Origin of the sequence: Mycobacterium sp. ACS4331, from assembly GCF_001667265.1 — a bacterium.
Classification (GTDB): Bacteria; Actinomycetota; Actinomycetes; order Mycobacteriales; family Mycobacteriaceae; genus Mycobacterium.
Genome location: NZ_LZHW01000098.1, coordinates 57,235 through 73,272, shown reverse-complemented (window position 1 = coordinate 73,272; position 16,038 = coordinate 57,235). Strand labels below are relative to the sequence as shown.

Genomic DNA, 16,038 nt, shown 5'->3' with positions numbered 1-16,038 from the left:
GCGTGTGAGGGAGAAGATCAAGAGCCTGTTCGACCGGCCCATCGAGGCGCACAGCAAGCTTCGCCTGGGCGTGATCACGGTGGCGATCATCGCGGTGGTCCTGGGCGGCGCGCTCGGGCTCGGCCGCCTGGGCCTCGGGAAGACCACGTACACGGCGGAATTCGCGCAGGCGGCCGGCATCAGCGCCGGCGATCAGGTGACGGTGGCGGGTGTGCATGTCGGATCGGTGAAGGGTCTTCGACTCGAGGATGACCATGTGGCCGTGACCTTCGAGGTCGACGACACCGTTCCTGCCGGAAAGTCGACACGTGCCGAGATCAAGCTGACCACACTGCTCGGTGCACGCTACGTCGACCTGCAACCGGCGGGCTCGGGGGAGTTGGAGGACAACAGGATTCCGTTGTCCAACACCGAGGTGCCCTACGACCTGCAGGCTGCCCTGCAGGACGCCACCACCACCTTCGAGGCCGTGGACGCCGAGAAGATCGCGCAGTCGATGACCACTCTGTCCCAGCAGCTTCAGCGCACACCGGAGATCCTGCCGCAGGCCTTGGACAACATTGCGCACCTCTCGTCGGTGTTGTCGGCTCGTCGCGACGAGATCAGTGCGCTGCTGCGCAGCACTCAGCGGGTGACCGAGCTGCTGAGCAATCAGCAGCAGAGCCTGGGGCTGTTGGTCAACCAGTCCCATGTGGTGCTGTCGGATCTGGCCGCGCGCCGCGACATGGTGGTGCGGTTGATCAAGGCCACCACCAAGCTGGTGAACCAGCTGCAGCCCGTGCTGATCGGCAACCGACCGCAGATCGATGAGCTGCTCAGGAACCTCGACGGCATGCTCGGGTCGGTGGGCCGCAACGAGGAGCTGCTCCGCAACACGCTGCAGATCCTGCCCGTACCGGTGCGAAACTTCGCCAACGCCACGGGCAGCGGCAACGAGTTCGACTTCACGTCCTCCGGCGGCACCCTGATCGACTCGTTCATGTGCGCCATCAGCAGCCGGGCCATTCAGTTCAACCTGCCGAACTACTTCGAGGACTGCCGATGAGGTCAGGTTGGAGGATCCCGCTGCGAAAGATCACCGCCCTGATCGTGTTGGTCGTGGCGGCCGGTGGGTGCTCGAGCGGGCCGATGGCCAGGGACCGTGGGATGACGATCACCGCGCAGTTCGACAACGCCAGCGGGCTGTACGAGGGGAACGCCGTCGCCATCCTGGGGATGCCGGTGGGCCGGGTCGAGACGATCGACGCGAAGGGGCAGTACGTCGACGTCACGATGCGCATCGATCCTGGTGTGAAGATCCCCGCCGATGCCATGGCCGTCACAGTCTCGACGTCCATCCTGACCGACCGGCACGTGGAGTTCACGCCCGTCTACCGGGGTGGCCCCACCCTGAACGACAATGACCGGCTGAGTCTGGCGCGAACCCGTACACCGGTGGAGTTCGATCGAGTGCTGGCCATGGTCGACAAACTCGCGGTGGAACTGCAGGGGGATGGACAGGGTTCCGGTCCCGTCACGGATCTGCTGAACGTGAGCGCCGCGATGACCACGGGGAACGGGGACAGGATCCGCGGCGCCCTCGGTGAACTGTCGAACGCGCTGCGGCTCAGCGACGAGCACGGCGCTCCCACCGGCGACGCCATCACCACCATCGCCACCAGCCTGGACAGCCTGACCACCGCGGCGGCCGAGAATGACCAGACGATCCGTGAGGTCGGGTCCGCCGTCCGGCAGCTGAGCCAGGTGCTCGGGGCCGAACAGTTGGGCAGTGGTTCCACCGGGGCCCAGATCAACCAGATCCTCTCGGGGACGGCCGATCTGCTGGAGAGCAACCGGGAAAACCTCAACTCCACCGCCGCCAACACCGAGGTGGTGACTCGGGCTGTGGCCGACTATCGACGGGAACTGGCTGAGACCCTGGACCTGGCGCCCATGGTGCTGGACAACGTCTACAACATGATCGACCACGAGAAGGACGCCATCAGAGCGCATCCCACGCTGGACAAGATCGAAATCAACGGTCAGGCCACCAAGGAGCTGTGCAATCTGCTGGGCATGCGGCAACTCGGCTGCGCCACCGGCACCATCACGGATTTCGGCCCCGACTTCGGGATGACGAGCATGCTCGAGGGATTGGCAGGACTGGGACCATGAGCAGAACAGACAGGATTCTTGCCGCCGTCATCGCATCCGTGTGCGTGGCCGCCTCCGTCACCTCGTGCTCGGTGGGACTCGACCAGATGCCGCTGCCGGCGCCCTCGGCGGGACGCCAGACCTACCCCGCCACCGCGACCTTCACCGACGCCCTCAACCTGCCCGCCAAGGCCAAGGTCAGGCTGTCGGGAGCCGATGTCGGCGAGGTGGAGGCGATGACGGCCCGCAACTATCAGGCCGTGGTGACCATGAACATCGCCTCGGATGTGCGTATCCCGGTGGGCACCAGAGCCGAACTGCGTTCTGCCACACCACTGGGTGACGTGTTCGTCGCACTCAGCCCGCCCACGCAGGTCACCGCTGAGTCCCCGGTGCTGCAGCCTGGCGACTCGATACCGGTGCAGGACACCGCGTCCGCGGCTTCCGTCGAGGAGGTGCTCAGCACCGCGGCTCTTCTGGTCAACGGCGGTGTGATCCGCAACCTCACCAAGGTCATCAACGGGATGGGTGCCGCGGTCGGCGGCAAAGGCGACGACCTGCAGGTGTTCCTCGACGAGTCCACCAGACTGATCCAGAGTCTGTCCGACCGATCCCAGTCCATCAAGACCGCGCTGACTCAGACGGGTGACGTCGCGGCCACCCTGTCCGAACGCCAGACCGCCATCAACGACGCCCTGGCGGCGGCGAGTCCGGCGCTGAGCACACTGTCGGACAACACCAACCACATCGTGGACCTCATCGCCCAGGTCAACCGGATCACGCTGCAGTTGGCCAAACTGCCGTCGGTGCGCGGCGAGGAGTCCCGCAGCATGATGGCCGATCTCAACCGGTTGTCCGCGGCGCTCAATGACGCATCCCAGGCGCCCGGCGCATCACTGGCGAACTTCAACCTTCTGTTCGGGCCGATCATCAAGCTGACCAACAGCACGTCGTCCAACGTGGACATCGACCTGGCGGACCTGGCGGTCGGTGCGTTCGCCGACCCATACCACCCCGCCGACCCGGGCAGTCGGGCCCCGACCCGCGAAGACTTCCGAAACATGGTGGGCAGCATCACCTATGAGCTGATCCGGGTGCGCAACAAGTTCTGGGGCGCACCGACACCGCCCCCGGGCAATGTGCCGCCACCGGACCTGATCGGCCCCGCGCCCGGGTCCCTGACCCCGGCGCCGCCCCGACCGAATCTGTTGGCCCCAGCGGCACCGGGAACCGACCCGTCGGCACCGGAGCCACCGGGAGCCGACCCGTCGACACCCCAACCCCCGGCACCGGAGGGCACGCCGTGATCGCCCGACTGCTGGCCGGCCTCCGCTACGCCCGGGACAGGCGCCTCGGACTGTCGGCGTGCGCTCTGGCCGTCATGTTCGTCGTCGGCGTGACCTATCTGGTGTTCGGGACCCTGCGGGTGGACCCGACCCGGACGGAGAGGCTTGTGCGCGTGCATCTGGAGGAGACCGGCGGTCTGCTTCCGGGCCAGGATGTGACCCTTCGCGGGGTTCCGGTGGGACGGGTTCGCTCCATCGACCTCACCGAGGGCGGCGTGATGGCCGTTGCGGCCCTGGCCCCCGACGCCGAGATCCCCGCCGACAGTTCGGTCCGGGTGTCGGCGCTGTCCCCGGCTGGCGAGCAGTACCTCGACTTCCGGGCCGACAGCAACGACGGCCCCTATCTGGCCGACGGGGACGAGGTCGACAGCAGCAGGACGGCGACGCCGGTGTCGTTGGCGACACTGCTGGGCGATCTGAACGGGACGCTGCAGCAGATCGAGCCCGACAAACTCCGAGCGGTGCTCGACGAACTCAAGGTCGGCCCGCAGGGTCCGCAGAAGCTCGCCGCGATTCTCGACGGAGGATCATTCCTCGTGTCGACCCTGGATTCGGTTCTGCCACAGACCGTCAGCCTGCTGCGGACCAGCAAGGTGGTCCTGGGAACGGTGCGTGATGTCAGTCCCGGCCTCGAGGCCACCTCGACCAATCTGGCCGGGGTCCTCGGTGGTGTGCAGCGCATGGACGGTGGATATCGCACCCTGCTGGATCAGGGCCCCGGCACGATGCAGCGGATCGATGACCTGATCGCCGACAACTCGCCGACCATGGTCCAACTGCTGGGCAATCTGACCACGGTGTCCCAGGTGATGCACGTGCGGGTCCCGGCGCTGGAGGAGTTCTTCTTCCCGAAGTATCGGCCCGGATCGGCGCTGGAGGAACTCGGCAGCTCTTTCCGCGACGGCGGCGTGTGGGGCGCGGTCAGCCTCTACCAGCGGTACTCATGCGACTACAACCTGCCGAAGTCCCCGCCGACCGTCACGGACTTCCCCGAGCCGTATCTGTACACCTATTGCCCCAATCCGGATCCCAAGTACCTGGTGCGCGGGGCCCGCAACGCCCCGCGTCCGCCCGGCGACGACACCGCGGGCCCGCCGCCGAACGCTGATCCGCTCAAGCGGGCAGACCCGACGCCCAAGGGGCCCTTGACCGTTCCGACCCCGTATGGCGGACCCGCCCTGCCGTTGCCGCCAGCACCGCACGGTCCCTGAGCCGGATATGTCGAAAGGAGTCAGATGAGCACCACCGACGACGTGCTGACGCGGGATGCCCACGACGACAGCGATGACGCCGGCGGCGGCGACAACCCTGACGAAGTTGTCCCAGCCCGCAGGTCCTGGCGGCCCACACGGCGGATAGTTGCCCTTGGCGCGGGCGTCGCTGTGCTGCTCGCGGCCGTGACCACGGCCGTGGTGCTGGCGTGGAACCTTCGGGCCGAACGTGAGATCAGCACCGCTGCCCAACAGGCCACCGCCGCGGCACAGCAGTACGCTGTCGTCCTCACCAGCCTCGACGGGGCGAAGCTGGACTCCAACTTTGCGGCCGTGCTCGACGGCGCCACAGGCGAATTCAAGGACATGTACAGCCAGTCGAGTGCGCAGTTGAAGTCCGTGCTGATCGACAACAAGGCCGCGGCAAAGGGCACCGTGGTGGCCGCCGGCGTGAAGTCCGCGACCCCCGAGAGGGTCGAGGTCATGCTCTTCGTGGATCAGTCGGTGACGAATTCAGCCAATCCGGAACCGCGGGTCGACCGCAGCCGAATCATCATGACGATGGAGAACGTCGACGGCCGCTGGCTGGCCAGCAACGTCGAGATCCCGTGATAGGAGGCCGGAAAGTGCACACTCGCAGTCGAATCGGGCGCATCCTCGCTGCGGTCGGCCTCGTCATCACGGCCGCACTCGGGACGGCGCCGGTTGCGAGCGCCGACACGGTCTCCAACGGCGTCACCTACGGCGTGGTCCCGGATGTGCGTGCGGGCGTCAGTCCCAACGGACTGGGCGACTGGACCGTGAACTACGAGAAGGTGGCCGGTGGTGACCCGGCGATCGCCGACGCGATCAACCGGATCCTCGACGACGAGGCCAACGGACAGGTGTGGCTGTATGCCGCCAGTGCCAGCAAGACCTCGCCGTGGACGTTCCACACGCAGGGCAGGCTGCTCTTCCGCCCGATGACCATCTCGGCGCTGTTCCTGGGGCAGTACAACGCGGTCAACCTGCCCAACATGCCTGTCGATGCTGTCGCCACCCGGGTGTTCGACTCCCGCAGCGGGATTCAGATCGTCTGGGACAACCTCTTCGTCGACCGGCAGGCAGGCCTGGTGCGGCTCTCCGAGCTCACGAAACAGATTCTGCCCGCGGCCTATCCGACCCCACCCCTGGGCGGGTGGGCGGAGTACTCACCCTCGATGGCGCCGATCGAGCGCAACTTCCGATTCTGGATACCCACCGCGGACGGCATCGAACTGCACTTCACTGAGGGGCAGTTCGGCCGCGAAGCGCGGACCATCACACTGCCCTGGGCGGGACTGAAGGACCTGATCGCCCCGGAGTTCGCCGGCATCACCAGTTGAGCACGTCGTCCGGTCCGCCCGGATTGCACCCCGAGTTGATCAGCATCGTGTTGCTGACGACCTGTCGCCAGGGCTCCAGATTCCAGGTGCCGACCTTGCCCGGATTGGTGAAGCTGGCCAACTGCCAGTGACAGAAGAACTGATTCTGCATGCTGAGTGTGTTGGCCTCGGGCGCCTGCTCGAGCAGTTCGGCCCACGCGTCGTAACTCTGTGCGCCGTTGGTGAACACGCCGGCGGCCGACCAACCCCACATGGTGGGGAAGATGCGCAGCGTCGCGCGTTCCCCGTGGTACTCCCAGACGACATGGTCGATGTACTGCGGTGAGCCGGGCGGGCGGGCAGGCAACGGCTCGGCCTGTCCGGCACCCGCCCCGGCGACAGCGGAGATCAGGCCGACAGCCGCGGCCGCTGCGACTCGCGTTGCTGTGCGCATGGCGCGATTCCCCTCAACCGGTCATCCCACGGGCCATTGAAGTGCCTTGTACTGCAGGTACTCCGTCAGTCCGAACTGCCCGAACTCACGGCCGATGCCGCTGTGCTTGTACCCGCCGAACGGCGAGTTCGGGTTGAGCCCACCCCCGCCTCCGTTGATCACGACCATGCCCGTGCGCAGCTGACGCGCGACCGAGCTCGCACGCAGCGGGTCGGCGGACCACACGCCCCCGGACAGCCCGTAACGGCTGTCGTTGGCGATCCTGATCGCATCGGCGTCATCCTTGAACGGGATGACCACACCCACGGGGCCGAAGAACTCCTCCTGCGCGATCCGCATACCGTTGTCGACGCCGACGAACAGCGTTGGCTCGAGGAAGAATCCGCGCTCCAGATGAGCCGGGCGCTTGCCGCCGAAGGCGATCTGGGCGCCCTCTTCGACGCCCGAGGCGATCAGGGCCTCCACGCGCTGCCGCTGCACCTCACGGATCAGGGGTCCCATCACGGTCGCGGGATCGGAGGGGTCGCCCACGCTGATGAACCCGAGTGTGCCGACGATCCTGGCCACCAGGTCGTCATGCAGGGACTCGTGCACCAGAATCCTGGTCTGCAGTGCGCACCCCTGTCCGGCATGCGTGATGAAGCCGCCCAGAACGGTTTCCAGCACCTTGTCGAGGTCGGCGTCGTCGAGGATGATGTTGGCCGACTTACCGCCGAGTTCGAGCACAACTTTCTTGATCGACTCCGCGCCCTGCGCATAGACCTTGCGCCCCACCGCATCCGAACCCGTGAAGCTCACGATGTCGACGTCCGGGTGCTGGGTGAGGCGCTCTCCTGCCGCAACGTCGCCGGTGACGATGTTCAATGTGCCCGGCGGCAGCCCGGCGGCCTCGGCGATCTCACCGAGGACCAGGGCCTCAAGTGGTGTGTAGGGCGACGACTTGAGCACGGCCGTGCACCCGGCGGCCAGCGCGGGCCCGACCTTGGCCAGGTTCAACAGGAACGGGAAGTTGAACGCCGTGATCAGTGCGGCCACCCCGTAGGGTTCCCGGACTACGACGCCCTGGCCGATACCTCGGCCGAGGATCGGGGCCACCGGCTCCTCGAAGGCGAACTGCGGAAGAACCCGGTGGGCCATATCGGCGAAATGGTCGATGGGAGTGCCGACTTGGAGGAAGTCGGCCAGCATGCGGGTCGAACCGGCTTCGGCGATGTTGAGTTCCACCAGTTCGGCGCGCCGGCGGGCGAGTTCATCGGCCATCGCGGCCAGGATGCGGCCGCGTTCAGCCGGGCTCATCCGCGGCCAGGGCCCCTCGTCGAACGCCCTGCGGGCCGCGGCCACCGCGTTGTCGATGTCGGCCGGGGTGGCCTGGGGCACCTCGGCGATGATCTCCTCGGTCGCCGGGTTGAGCACCTGAAGAGCCTCGTCGCCGACGCCCTCGGTCCAGTTGCCATCGATGAAGAGTTTGCGGGTGTCCAGTGATGTCGACGTCACGATGTCCTCCTGGGTGCGCTGGTTGAGTAGCATGATTTAGGGAATTGGCGGGAAAAGAAGGCGGGCGGCGGCATGGACGCGGTGAAGAGAAGCGGTGCGGCCGCCAAACTGGTTCGCGCCCCGAAGACCGCAGAACTCATCGCCGACGAGCTGCGCAGCCGGATCGTCCGTGGCGTGCTCAAGAAGGGCGACGCGCTGCCCACCGAGGTCGAACTGGTCAAGCAGTTCGGGGTGTCCCGGCCCACGTTGCGTGAGGCGTTCCGCATTCTGGAGAGTGAGTCGCTGATCGTGGTCCGGCGTGGATCCCGCGGCGGCGTTCTGGTGTCCTCTCCCGAAACATCGGTTGCCGCACGTAATTTCGGACTTCTTCTGCAGATGTCGGGAACCACGCTGGCCGATGTCTACGAGGCGCGCATGGTGTTCGAGCCCGCGGCGGCCGAGATGCTGGCCACACGTGCGACGCCGAACGACATCGCTGATTTGAAGGCTTCGACGGTTGAGCTGGCGAGCATGGTCAACGAAGGCCCCGAGAATGCCGACCTGCGCGAGTGGTCCGCTGCCACGTTCCGATTCCACGACCTGATCATGGAGCGGTCCGGGAACACCACGATCGCCCTGATCAGCGCCGTGCTGCGCGAAGTCGTCACCCGCCACATGGAGCGGGTGGTCAGTTCGGCCACCGACCCCGCAATCATCGAGAAGCAGTTCAAGCAGACGGTCCGAAACTTCAACAGGCTGATCGCGCTGGTCGAGGCCAAGGACGCCGACGGTGCGCGTGCCCTGTGGACCTCCCATATGAGTCACGCAGGCCGCAAGATGCTCTGGGGCCAGTTGGCCACCGAGTCCGTGATCGACCTGTACTTCTGACTCCACGCTCACCCCAGTACGCCGTCCTCGCGCAGCGCCGAGATCTCGTCCCAATCCCACCCGAAGTCCAGCAGCACCTCCTCGGTGTGCTGCCCCAGTTCGGGTGCCGGACCGGCCGGGGTGCCCGGCACGCCGTCGAACTGGTAGGGCGGTGCCACCACGCGGAACGGGCGTCCGTCTGTGCCGACGACCTCGGGCAGATAGCCGTTGTCGGTGACCGCCGGATTGCTCAGCACCTCCTCGAAGGTGGCCGCGGCTGCCCACACCCCGGAGAATCCGGACAGCACGTCGCGCCACTCCGCCAGCGTGCGCGACCCGAAGACCTTGTCGAGTTCAGCGATGCACTCGCCGCGGTTGGTGTAGCGCTTGATGGTGTCGGAGAACCGGTCGTCGTCGGCCAGGTCGGGCCGTTCGATGAGCGTGCACAGTTCGGCCCAGAACCGATCCGCCTGCAGGCACACCAGATTCAGCCAGCGGTCATCGGCCGTGCGGTAGTAGTTGACGATCGGATTGGGCGCGTCGATTCGGTTGGGCCTCGGCAGTTCACCTGATCCGGCCGCGACCGCCGCCAGGTCGGGTCCCATGGTCCACATTCCGGTGCCCAGCAGCGACACGTCCACCACGGCGCCCTCACCGGTGCGCTCGCGACGGAACAGCGCCATGGCAACCGCACCCGCGATGGCGCTGGAGCCCTGCAGGTCGTAGAACGCCGCCGGCTGGGGCACCGGTGCGGGAGCGCCCGGATCGGTGAGCTTGTTCTGCACGCCGGCCGCCGACCACGCCGCCGCGGAGTCGAAGCCGCCGGTGTCGGCCATGGCGCCTTGGCTGCCCCAGCCCGATCCGCGCACATAGATCAGGCGAGGGTCGGCCGCGCGCAGCGTGTCGGCGTCGATGCCGAGCTTGGTGCGGACCTTCGGCAGGTAGTTCGTCAGGAACACGTCGGCGCCCGCGGTGAGCCGCAGCAGGGTGGCGACCCCGGTCTCGCTCTGCAGGTCAAGCGTGATGCTGCGCTTGCCCCGGTTGGGCACGTGAAGGAAGGGATTGGGTGCCGAGTCGTCGGCGTTGAGCGCGTTGCGCAGCGCCCGCTGCGGATCACCGTTGGGAGGTTCGACCTTGATCACGTCGGCGCCGAGATCGGCCATGATCGCGCCCGCACCGGGGACGAAGGTCCACGACGCCACCTCGATGACGCGCACACCCTCGAACGGTCCGGTCATAGTGTTCTCCTGTTCTGCGGGGACTGCACGGCTCAGCGCACCGCTTGTAGCGCCTCGCGCATACGAGTGAAATGTTTGGGATGCCAGATGTCCTGGTCTTCACCCCATCCGATCTGGCCGTCGAAATCCCACCGCATCAGCGCCGTGCTGCCGCTGTCGGCTCGTTCGCAGACGTGGCTGACCGTGTAACCCTCGGCGTCCATGGTGCGGCCACTGAGGTCGACGAGGCGCACCTGCATATGAGAACTGAAACCCGTCAACGGATCTCGGTAGTTCTTCATGACGCTGGTGGCCTTGTCCAGGCGCTCGAACCGTCCGTCGCGCAGCAGCCAGCCGTGGTTGAGCGGTGACCACCCGTCCGCGTCGCCATCGGCAACCCGGACGAACGCCAAAAACCCGGTGTCGGGCCCGGAGTGCCCGAAGATGTACTGGATTCTGCCGCGACCACGTTCCCGCTCGATCTCCCGCCATCGCGGGCCACCCGGATGCAGCACGCGTGACTGGGGGGTGTCGGCCGACGACGCGGATCTGGTCGACGGCGGCCGGGGTTCCCCGCGTGGGGCCCAGGAGCGGTCGCGGATCGAATAGCAGTCGATGGGAATCAACTCGCCGTCCAGGCGAAGCTCGCCGGTGACATGGCCGAGCTGATCGAGGTGGCTGTGCTCCATGAAGGGCGGTTCGCCAGGGGTGTAGCGACGGGGGTCGTGCACACCGGCGAAGTGCAGGCTGATCGCGAAATCCGCAGCCGCATCGGTGAACTCGATCTGGTAATCGCGAAGTGGCCGCAGCATCCTGACGGTGAACCCGCCGCCCGGAATGGTGATGTCGCGCAGGTCGGGCGCCGGGTCGGTGACCGGTACCTTCTCCTCCATCCGGAAGTACCGCAGTTGCTCGTGATGCGGACCCCGGGGATCCCACACGTACACGCGCCAGATCACGAAGCCCTGGTTGGTGTAGAACGTCGCGTGCAGCCAACCACCCAGCTTGCGCTCGGGAACATTGAACGACCACCACGTGGTCTCGGCCCAGTACGGATTCCCGTCGGGGGACGCGTGGAACTCGTCGTCCGACGCCGTGAACGGTGTGTCGGCGGTGACCGCATCGGGCGTGGTCGCACGAACCATGGCGCAATCCTAACTAAAGGATACTAATTTAGGGAATAGTCGGCGAAACTCCATGCTGGTCGCTCAGTGCACGGTGGGACACCGGCCCACCCTCATGCGGCGCGTTCGAGGATGTGGATGCCGCACGTGGAACCGAGTCCGATCACGTGCGCCAAACCGACTCGGGCGCCTTCGATCTGGCGGTCCTTGGCTTCATGGCGCAGGTGCTGGCAGACCTCCCAGACGTTGGCGATCCCGGTCGCGGCGATCGGATGCCCCTTGGACTGCAGCCCGCCTGAGACGTTGACCGGCAGGCGGCCGTCACGCCACGGTGCACCGCTCTCGAAGAAGTCCACCGCGCCGCCGGGCTCACACAGTCCCAGGTTGTCGTAGTGGACCAGCTCGGCGGTCGCGAAGCAGTCGTGCAGCTCGACCAGATCGAGGTCCTCGGGGCCGACGCCAGCCTGCTCATAGGCCTGCAGGGCCGCATTGCGGGTGACGGTGTTGACGTTCGGGAGGATCTGGCACGCCTCCTCCCACGGGTCGGTGGTCAGCACCGAGGCGCTGATCTTGACCGCCCTCCGGCGCTGCTCGGCCGAGAGCGTCTGAAGTCGCTCATCGCTGACCAGTACCGCGGCCGCGGCGCCGTCGCAGTTGGCCGAGCACATCGGCCTGGTGTTCGGGTAGGCGATCATCACGTCATTGCGGATCTGCTCGGCCGACATCGCCTTGGTGTGCGCGGCCAGCGGGTTCAACGTCGAGTGGAAGTGGTTCTTCTCGCTGATCCGGGCGAACAGGTCCAGCGGAGCGCCCGCGTACGCGTGGCGATGCAGATACTGCATCCCGATCTGCGCGAAAACCCCTGGCATCAGGTCCGTTCCGACGTGTCCTTCGAGGCTGGTGACCGCGTCCAGCCGGCCGGTCGGCTGCCAGGTCTTGGCTCCGGACCGGGACTTCCCGCCAGCTCCGAGCATTCCGGCTCCGGCGAGTTTCTCGGCGCCGACGGCGAGCCCGAAGTGGGCCTCGCCGGCCTTGATCGCCAGCATCGCGGTGCGCAACGCCGTGGCGCCGGTGGCGCACGCGTTGGCCACGTTGAAAACAGGGATGCCGGTCTGGCCGAGTTGCTTCTGCACTGCCTGCCCGTAACCGGGTGCACCGAGCAGATTTCCTGCGGCCATGACGTCGATGTCAGCGACTGTGACGCCGGCGTCGGACAGTGCGGCGCTCGCGGCGTCGACGCCGAGGCCGACCGCGTCTCGGTCGGGGCGCTTGCCGAATTTCGTCATCGCGATGCCCAGGATCCAGATGTCACCGCTCATCGTGCGTCGCCTCCTTGGGGGCCGTCTGCCGGTTCGAAGCCGAATCCGATCGCGGTTCGGCCCTGGTCGTCCGTGCCGATGGGAAAGGTGGTCAGTCGCAACGGCATTCCCAGCCGGACGGCGTCCACGCTCGGCTCGACGTTGACGACGTTGGCCCGCACCGAGATTCCGTCGCAATCCACCACACCGGCGACGTAGGGGACCGCAACGCCCGGTGCCGCGACCGCGACGACGGTGAAGGTCTGCAGCGTGCCCGTCGTCGCCACCGCCTTGGTCGTGAACGACGTGCCGAAGCACGACGCGCACGCGTCCCGGTGGTCGAAGTAGTAGGCGGCGCAGTCCGTGCACACGGTCGCGCTCAGATGGGGAGACTGCCCCAGACGCAGATAGCCGACGATGGGGATGGGTTCGGTTGCGGTGGCGGTCGTCTCGGTCAAAGCCGTGGCCTTCCTTCCTGCGATGGTGACATCAGACCTGACGGCCGGCGTCGGCCCAGTACACGTCGCGGATCTGACGTTTGACGAGCTTGCCTGCCTCGGTGCGGGGCAGTGCGGAGTCGAAGTCCACTGATCTGGGGCACTTGAAGCCCGCCAGGCGGCCCCGGCAGTAGGCGATGATGTCCTCGGCCAACTCGGTGGACGGTGCGTGGCCCGGAACCAGTTCGACGACGGCCTTGACCTGTTCACCCCATTCCGGGTCGGGGATGCCGATCACCGCGACGTCGGCGACCGCAGCGTGGCTGGACAGCACACCTTCGACCTCGGCGGGATAGATGTTCACGCCGCCGCTGATGATCATGTCCTTGGCGCGGTCGCAGATGAACAGGAAGCCGTCGTCGTCGAGGTACCCGACGTCGCCGATCGTGAACGCGGCACCGCGGTGCACCGACTCGGTGAGTTCGGCGTCGTTCCGGTACTCGAAACGCTGCCCGTCCGTTCGTTCGATGTAGACGTCGCCGATGGCGTGGGGTCCCAGTTCATGCCCGTGCTCATCGAGGATCTTGACCCGCACACCGCGAATCGGCCGGCCGACGGTGCCGGGTTTCTCCAGCCAGCGCTGCGGCTTGGCGATGGTCGCGGGACCCTCGGTGCCGCCGTAGGTCTCCCAGATCACCGGGCCCCACCAGGCCATCATCTCCTTCTTGACCTGCAGCGGACAGGGCGCGGCGGAGTGGACCACCGAGCGCAGGCTCGACACGTCGTACTTCTCGCGGACCTCGGTGGGCAGTTTGAGCATGCGGACGAACTGCGTGGGAACCATGTACGCCGTGGTCACACCGTGCCGCTCGATCGCGGCGAGGGTCTTCTCGGCGTCGAACCGGCCCTGGATGACCAGGGCCTGTCCCACGTTGAGCGCGCCGAGGTAGAAGCTCTGGCATCCGGCGTGGTGCATGCCCGTCGAGACCAGGTGCGTGCCGTCGAATGGCCGGAAGTCGAATGCGCGGCCGAAGATCGCCAGTGCGTTGGCGGCCTCGGAGGGCTCTCGTCCGTCGAGTTCCCGGACGATTCCCTTGGGTTTGCCGGTCGTTCCCGAGGAGTACCGGATCGCGTCGCCCTGGGTGCGCTCGGACGGCGGCGTGTCCGGATGACCGGCGAGAAACTCCATCTCAGGGACGAATCCGGCGCCGCCGGTCCCCTGATCGTCCACCACGATGCGCAGCGTGATGGTGTCCGGCAGTCTGGGGAATCGGTCGAGGTGGTCCGCATGGCTGACCAGGACCGTCGCGCCGGAGTGCTCGAGGATCGACATGAACTCCTCGGCCGACAGCGACGTGTTGAGCGTCAGGTAGCGCAGGCCGATCTGATTGGTGGCCAACTGCCAGATGACGGCGTCGACGTCGTTGGGCAGCGCGTAGGCCACCACGTCTCCGGTCCGCAGGTCATGGGCTCGCAGGGCGTTGGACACCCGGTGCGCGGCGGACGCCAACTCGCCGAAGGTCAGGGTGCGACCGCTGGGGGATTCGGCGATTGCGGGCGCGTCCGGATGGTCCTCTGCTATCCACCACACGCCGAGGCGCTGATCCCACGGATGCTGCATCCACCCTCCCAAGATTCAATTAGATAGAACAGTATCCTTAACTTGGGGATCTGGAAAGTCCGCCAGCCGGATCCCCGTGATTCAGGAGGGGCTGGCGGTCGCGACCATGTGTGCGCGCATCCGCATGATCGCCAGTTCCGCGTCGCCTGCGACAAGGGCGTCGGTGATGTCCTGGTGAGCGGGTTCGATGACGGCGGGTGCGGACAAGGCGCCGACCCGGGGGTTGGCCGTGGCAATCTCCGAGTAGAACTGCCAGCCCAACCGCATCGTGACCCGATGGACGAGTTCGAGCGCGCGATTACCCGTCAGCCTGGCGAGCATCGAGTGGAAGTCCTCCGCTCGGGCGAACGCCATCTCAAGGCCCTGCTCGGCTTCGGTGTGCAGCGAGCGCTGCAGCGCCTCGACGTCGTCGTCGCGCTGTTCGGACAGCCTGGCGGCGGCGCGTTCGACCACGGCCAACTCCAGACCGGTGCGCAGATCGGTGATGTGGCGCAACTCGATGCCGCGCCGCCGGAGGTAGATCGTGATGACGTCGGCCAACGCCGAACTGTCAGGTTCGGCGACGAAGAGCCCTCCGCCGGGACCCCGGCGGGTCAGCGCGATCTGGTGGTACTCGAGGATGCGGATGGCCTCGCGCACCACGGCACGGCTGGCCTGATGCCGCTCCATGAGCGTGGTCTCAGAGCCGAGGAACGCGCCCGGTTGGGCACCCGTGGAGACGATCTCGGTGAACAGTTGACGTGCCAGCGCCTCACCACGCTTGTCGCCGACGGTTCCGGCCAGCGCGATCGCGGGATCGAGGCGCTGCACGGTGTCGGGCTGGGCGCGAATGAACTCGCCCTCGGCGTGCAGATGCCGACGCATACGCTCGCGCGCCAGTCCCGGGTTGTTGGCCAGGACGGCTTTCGCGATGGCGTCGTGGGCGCGTTGAACCTCGTGGGCCACCGCTGCGGGCACGGCCGCCTCGTCGGCGAAGTAGAAGTTGCTCACCCGGCTGAAGGTCTCGACGAAGAGTTCGAGGACGGGGTTGAGGGTCAGCGCCGCGATCTGCGAGTGCAGCCGGCGATGGTCGCGGGGCCCGTCGGCGGCCTCGCGTTCGAGGGTCGCCCGGAGCAGCGGGATGTCGGATTCCCCTGCGCGCTGCGAGGCGATCTCGGCAGCGAGTTCCTCCAGCAGGATCCGGGTGTCGAAGATCTCGTCGAGCGTGGCGTCGACGCGCAACAGGTAGATGATCGCAGGGCCGATCACGGCCTCGATGTCGGGTTCGTCGATCACCAGGCCGCCGCCGGTGCCGCGCCGCATCCGGGCCACTCGCTGGTGTTCGACGAGCCGAACTGCCTCGCGCAGGACCGCGCGGCTCACGCCGTAGCGCTCGAGCAGTTCGGACTCGGACCCCAGCACGTGGCCGACGGGCCAACCCAACTCGATCACATCGGAGACGATCTGCTCGGCGGCCCGCCCGGCCAGCTTCGCCTTCCGCGAATCGATCCGCGGTGCGATCAGTTCGCTCATGG

Annotated in this window: 15 protein-coding genes; 7 read left to right on the top strand and 8 right to left on the bottom strand. The window is 67.0% G+C overall.

The window, feature by feature from the left end:
- Positions 1-4 precede the first annotated feature (4 nt).
- The 6 genes from A5727_RS23015 to A5727_RS22990 are packed head-to-tail and all read left to right on the top strand — an operon-like array spanning position 5 to position 6,054.
- The gene (locus tag A5727_RS23015) at positions 5-1,045 is read left to right on the top strand and encodes an MCE family protein (RefSeq protein ID WP_068255655.1); all 1,041 of its coding nucleotides are present in this window, start codon (positions 5-7) and stop codon (positions 1,043-1,045) included.
- A complete protein-coding gene (locus A5727_RS23010; RefSeq protein WP_068255652.1) occupies positions 1,042-2,154 on the top strand; it encodes an MCE family protein in 1,113 nt (370 codons plus the stop codon). Before A5727_RS23015 ends, A5727_RS23010 begins: the two co-directional genes overlap by 4 nt.
- The gene (locus tag A5727_RS23005) at positions 2,151-3,440 is read left to right on the top strand and encodes an MCE family protein (protein WP_068255649.1); all 1,290 of its coding nucleotides are present in this window, start codon (positions 2,151-2,153) and stop codon (positions 3,438-3,440) included. The genes A5727_RS23010 and A5727_RS23005 overlap by 4 nt, the downstream gene beginning before the upstream one ends.
- On the top strand, positions 3,437-4,690 hold the full coding sequence (locus A5727_RS23000) for an MlaD family protein (protein WP_353612276.1): 1,254 nt from the start codon (positions 3,437-3,439) through the stop codon (positions 4,688-4,690). The genes A5727_RS23005 and A5727_RS23000 overlap by 4 nt, the downstream gene beginning before the upstream one ends.
- A 24-nt stretch (positions 4,691-4,714) precedes the next feature.
- Positions 4,715-5,302: an Rv1363c family protein gene (locus tag A5727_RS22995; protein ID WP_068255645.1), complete on the top strand. Its 588-nt coding sequence runs from the start codon at positions 4,715-4,717 to the stop codon at positions 5,300-5,302.
- A 14-nt stretch (positions 5,303-5,316) separates the two neighbouring features.
- Entirely contained in the window at positions 5,317-6,054 is a 738-nt protein-coding gene (locus tag A5727_RS22990; protein WP_197507730.1) for a DUF3298 domain-containing protein, read from the top strand.
- Here the strand turns inward: A5727_RS22990 and A5727_RS22985 are convergent.
- Positions 6,044-6,487, bottom strand: a complete 444-nt coding sequence (locus A5727_RS22985; RefSeq protein WP_068255642.1) for a DUF2599 domain-containing protein — start codon at positions 6,485-6,487, stop codon at positions 6,044-6,046. The genes A5727_RS22990 and A5727_RS22985 overlap by 11 nt on opposite strands.
- A gap of 21 nt (positions 6,488-6,508) precedes the next feature.
- Positions 6,509-7,981 (bottom strand): aldehyde dehydrogenase family protein, encoded by a 1,473-nt coding sequence (locus A5727_RS22980; RefSeq protein ID WP_231992200.1) that lies wholly within the window; start codon positions 7,979-7,981, stop codon positions 6,509-6,511.
- A gap of 72 nt (positions 7,982-8,053) precedes the next feature.
- Here A5727_RS22980 and A5727_RS22975 point away from each other — a divergent pair, with 72 nt between their 5' ends.
- On the top strand, positions 8,054-8,848 hold the full coding sequence (locus tag A5727_RS22975; RefSeq protein ID WP_068255639.1) for a FadR/GntR family transcriptional regulator: 795 nt from the start codon (positions 8,054-8,056) through the stop codon (positions 8,846-8,848).
- An 8-nt stretch (positions 8,849-8,856) separates the two neighbouring features.
- Here the strand turns inward: A5727_RS22975 and A5727_RS22970 are convergent, their stop codons facing one another.
- The 6 genes from A5727_RS22970 to A5727_RS22945 form a co-directional block, all read right to left on the bottom strand.
- Complete coding sequence (locus tag A5727_RS22970) at positions 8,857-10,065, bottom strand: CaiB/BaiF CoA transferase family protein (protein ID WP_068255635.1); 1,209 nt, start codon at positions 10,063-10,065, stop codon at positions 8,857-8,859.
- Between the two features lie 32 nt (positions 10,066-10,097).
- Complete coding sequence (locus A5727_RS22965; protein WP_068255632.1) at positions 10,098-11,189, bottom strand: DUF7064 domain-containing protein; 1,092 nt, start codon at positions 11,187-11,189, stop codon at positions 10,098-10,100.
- A 92-nt stretch (positions 11,190-11,281) separates the two neighbouring features.
- On the bottom strand, positions 11,282-12,487 hold the full coding sequence (locus A5727_RS22960) for a thiolase family protein (RefSeq protein WP_068255629.1): 1,206 nt from the start codon (positions 12,485-12,487) through the stop codon (positions 11,282-11,284).
- Positions 12,484-12,924 carry a Zn-ribbon domain-containing OB-fold protein gene (locus A5727_RS22955; RefSeq protein WP_068255626.1) on the bottom strand — a complete coding sequence of 147 codons (441 nt, stop codon included), beginning with the start codon at positions 12,922-12,924 and terminating at the stop codon, positions 12,484-12,486. Before A5727_RS22955 ends, A5727_RS22960 begins: the two co-directional genes overlap by 4 nt.
- 31 nt (positions 12,925-12,955) lie before the next feature.
- Positions 12,956-14,524 (bottom strand): AMP-binding protein, encoded by a 1,569-nt coding sequence (locus A5727_RS22950; RefSeq protein ID WP_068255623.1) that lies wholly within the window; start codon positions 14,522-14,524, stop codon positions 12,956-12,958.
- Between the two features lie 81 nt (positions 14,525-14,605).
- Positions 14,606-16,036 (bottom strand): FadR/GntR family transcriptional regulator, encoded by a 1,431-nt coding sequence (locus A5727_RS22945; RefSeq protein WP_068255619.1) that lies wholly within the window; start codon positions 16,034-16,036, stop codon positions 14,606-14,608.
- Between the last annotated feature and the right edge of the window lie 2 nt (positions 16,037-16,038).